The 3323-nt window shown below is 59.7% G+C and carries 4 protein-coding genes and 2 pseudogenes; all 6 read right to left on the reverse strand.

Features of this window, described 5'->3' with window-relative positions:
• Positions 1–54: 54 nt before the first annotated feature.
• A complete protein-coding gene (gene tnpA, locus BC360_RS31075; RefSeq protein WP_083222718.1) occupies positions 55–477 on the reverse strand; it encodes an IS66-like element accessory protein TnpA in 423 nt (140 codons plus the stop codon).
• 106 nt (positions 478–583) lie between these two features.
• A pseudogene (locus BC360_RS31080) lies at positions 584–736 on the reverse strand (transposase); the annotation flags it as partial.
• A gap of 438 nt (positions 737–1174) precedes the next feature.
• Complete coding sequence (locus BC360_RS24630) at positions 1175–1858, reverse strand: cupin domain-containing protein (RefSeq protein WP_065783541.1); 684 nt, start codon at positions 1856–1858, stop codon at positions 1175–1177.
• Positions 1848–2159 (reverse strand): hypothetical protein, encoded by a 312-nt coding sequence (locus BC360_RS24635; RefSeq protein WP_139110188.1) that lies wholly within the window; start codon positions 2157–2159, stop codon positions 1848–1850. Before BC360_RS24635 ends, BC360_RS24630 begins: the two co-directional genes overlap by 11 nt.
• Before the next feature lie 349 nt (positions 2160–2508).
• Positions 2509–3084, reverse strand: a complete 576-nt coding sequence (gene gfa / locus BC360_RS24640) for an S-(hydroxymethyl)glutathione synthase (protein ID WP_065797224.1) — start codon at positions 3082–3084, stop codon at positions 2509–2511.
• 82 nt (positions 3085–3166) lie between these two features.
• A pseudogene (locus tag BC360_RS31910) lies at positions 3167–3323 on the reverse strand (S-(hydroxymethyl)glutathione dehydrogenase); the annotation flags it as partial.

Below are 3323 nucleotides of genomic sequence, written 5' to 3' on the forward strand. Positions count from 1 at the left end.
CTGTTGATGCCGGCGCGGAAGTCGATCGGCTCGCGATGCAGGTAGACCTTGAGGTCAGCGCCCAGTCTGAACATGGCTCAACGCTCCTATAATCGCCGCCAGTCCATCAACATCGCTGCATTCCACCGTCAGGCTAACCCCGTTCGGCAGTAGCGCGCTCACCTTGGATGCATGAAAGCGCTTGCCCAATGGCTCCGTCTTCGTCAGTCGATCGCTGGCAGAAGACGAGTGCATATCCGGAGCAATCTGAACCGGAACGAACGCCGAGACCAAAGGCAAAGGACGCTCCTCTCTGGCCTTCTTCATCCACTTCCGAACGAGATTTGCATTGACGCCATGTTCCAGCGCCAGCCGCGAGACCGAAACGCCGGGCTCTAAACACGCCGCGACAAGCTGATCTCTTGAGGCAGGGTCATATCGACGGCGGCCGTCGCGACCAACAAGCCGCACCTGCAGTTTAGGAGCATCTTCATCCATGATTTGGTGTCCACCTATCTTTTGGTGGACACTTCATGCCTCAGAGCACTGCGCTTCAGAAGGCGCGCAGAAATTCGCGCTTACTCTTATGTGGCCCATACTGCTAAGGTGCATCCTTCCACTGCAGACCATTGCGGATCACATAGATGATACCACTGACGACACGCTGGTCATCGACACGCGCATCCCCATGAGAAAGCGGAAAATGCGCAGATATGCGAGCCATTTGGCGCTCGCTTAGCAGGAACAAATCACCCATCAGAACCCCCTTCAATGGAGACTCTGAATCACATCTCAAACGAAATTAATAGGTCCTGACCCTAGAGAATTAGAGAATGTGCCGTTCATGATGGCATCGTAGTTGGTTTGAAGGCCTCAACACAGATCTCGACTGCGAAATGCTCAAGGCCCGCAGCAGTGCGATGTGTTCGGCCGGGCTGAGGCTGCTCACATCACGGTTGGGGTTGTTAGCAGCCTCGTGCAGCAGGCCCCTGACCGTGTCGGACGGGAGTTCACCGGTCCGAAATCCGCCGAAAGATCGTCGTCAAGGCCGCGCTGGTGCCAAGGCGGCTGTCGAGACGACTTCGCGTGCATCAGCGGGCTTGAGGCCAACTATCCGCCCTGAGAGGGAACCGAACCGCCGATCCCGTGATCTGGAGAGCGCGGCTGTTGTGCGCGCGTAGCCGGGGATGGCGAGCTATTCGGGCATCTGGAGGACATCCGGATGCAGAAGAGGCGCATCCTTCAGCCAGATTCGTGCGCCTTCCGGGCCGACGGTTGCGGTCAGGTCGGTGCCAGCGGGCAACCGGCCCCAGCTCTGCGGCCCGAGCGTTTCGCCGCCGATGATCAGCCCACCACCCAAGAGGACGAAGAACTCCAGTCCGCGTGTATTTGCGACGGTGGTGGTTTCGCCGGCTTGCCAGTCTTCAAGACGCACCTCTTCGTGTCCGTCGTCGAACAGAATGGTTGCGCTGGTTGCACCCGGACGCGGCTCAACCTGTTGCCCCTGGCCTGGCCGACACACGATCTGGGTCTGATCCCCATTACGGAACTGCCAGAGTCGCACGAAGATTGTGCAGCCCTCTTTCGCAGCGGGAACATGCGAGGTGCCGGGCGGATTGCGAAAATAGCTGCCAGCCGGATAATCGCCATGCTCGTCCTGAAAGGTTCCGTCCAGCACGAGGATTTCCTCGCCGCCGGTATGGGTGTGACGCGGAAAAGCACTGCCTGGGGCATAACGCACGATCGAGGTCGCGCGGGCGACCTCTTCGCCCACGCGAAACAGCATGCGCCGGTCCACGCCCCCCGCCGGACTGGGTACCCATTCGAGCTTCGCTGCATGGACTGTGACAGGCTTCGATAGATCGTCGTTAATACGCATCGAGCGTCTCCTTCATGGTCAGGACCATCCGGAACTTGCCGTCGCTGGACTTCATCGTCTGATAGGCTGCGGACGCCTCTTCCAGCGGCACGGTCTCGATCTCGCATACGCCGGTCAGGACGCTGAAGTCGAGCGTCCATTCGTTCTCGTCGGGCGTGTCAGTGATCGATTCCACCAGGCTGCACTCGGCCGATAGGGGCAGCGGGTCCTTGCCCGCGCCGAGTAGGACGAGTCTGCCGTGTGGCGCGAGACCGGCGATCAGCGATGATACCGCTTCCGCATTGCTGATCGTCGTGATCATGGCCTTTGCCCCGCCCATGGACTTGAGCTTGCCGGCCGCATCGTCCTTGCTCGTGGCTTCACCACATCCTCGGCGATGTCCCGGCCGCGTCCGATGGTTGCGACCTTAATGTCGTTTGGCATTTAAAGTTCTTCCTGGAGTCACCTCGTCCAGTCGCTTTCTTTTGTCTGGACGACAGCCGACTGTTTCTTGGGCGCCGGTATTGTAGACCCAGGCGACAATACGATGACGCTGTTCTCCCTTGAAAAGCGTTGGTAGCCGACGCTGCCGCACAAAGTGCGTGGCACAAACGCCCTGTCGGCGCAATGACGAGCACGCCGACAGGGCTGTATAGACTCCGTTTGCGCGATCAGCCGGGAAGGGCGCCCGACTTCTTCGCAACCCAGGTGGCAACAAAGTCCATCAGGGCTGGCGACAGGCAGTCATAGGGCTCGAGCCCAAGCTCCCTCAAGCGGGCCCGGATGCCATCCATACGACTGGGATCGACGCCCGATTCGACGATGGAGGACACGAAGGCTGCAAAGCCGGGCGGAGCCCAGCCCGTTTCCTGGAAGCGCTCGGGGTGAATGAAGTCCAGGCCTTGGAAGGCATGCTCTCGCTCCACCGGTCCATACATATGAACGCCGCACTCCTTGCAGGCGTGTCGCTGGATCAACGCGGAGGGATCGACCACTTGCAGCTTGTCGCCGTTCTCGAGCACGGTCACCTTGTCATGCGGAACAACCGCAACAATGGAGAAATTGGCGCCGCTCGGCTTCCAACATTTGGTGCAGCCGCAAGCGTGGTTGTGGGCAATCTGTCCCTCGATCCTCACCTTGACCGGCCTGTCCGTGCAGTCACAAACAAGCGTGCCTCCCGCAAAGTCCGGGCTGGCCGGTTTCAGGCCACTATCCACCGAAGGATGAATGCGAATTGAACTTTCCATTGCGTATCCTCCCTGTTGTGCCGAAGCCAAACCCGTCTCGGACTTGGCACTTCGGCTTGGTTCGAGCGCCCGGCGGATACGCTCAGTAGATCACGACACTGCGGATGCTTTCGCCGGAATGCATCAGCTCGAAGCCCCTGTTGATGTCTTCGAGGGCCAAGGTGTGGGTGATCATCGGATCGATCTCGATCTTGCCCTCCATGTACCAGTCGACGATCTTCGGCACGTCGGTGCGACCG

The organism is Ensifer sp. LC163 (assembly GCF_001695855.1).
Lineage (GTDB): Bacteria > Pseudomonadota > Alphaproteobacteria > Rhizobiales > Rhizobiaceae > Ensifer.

Bases quoted from the DNA above. Each gene is read 5' to 3' on its own strand.
- BC360_RS24635 (WP_139110188.1), bottom strand. From the start codon at position 2,159: ATGATCACGACGATCAGCAATGCGGAAGCGGTATCATCGCTGATCGCC.
- tnpA (WP_083222718.1), bottom strand. From the start codon at position 477: ATGGATGAAGATGCTCCTAAACTGCAGGTGCGGCTTGTTGGTCGCGAC.
- BC360_RS24630 (WP_065783541.1), bottom strand. From the start codon at position 1,858: ATGCGTATTAACGACGATCTATCGAAGCCTGTCACAGTCCATGCAGCG.
- gfa (WP_065797224.1), bottom strand. From the start codon at position 3,084: ATGGAAAGTTCAATTCGCATTCATCCTTCGGTGGATAGTGGCCTGAAA.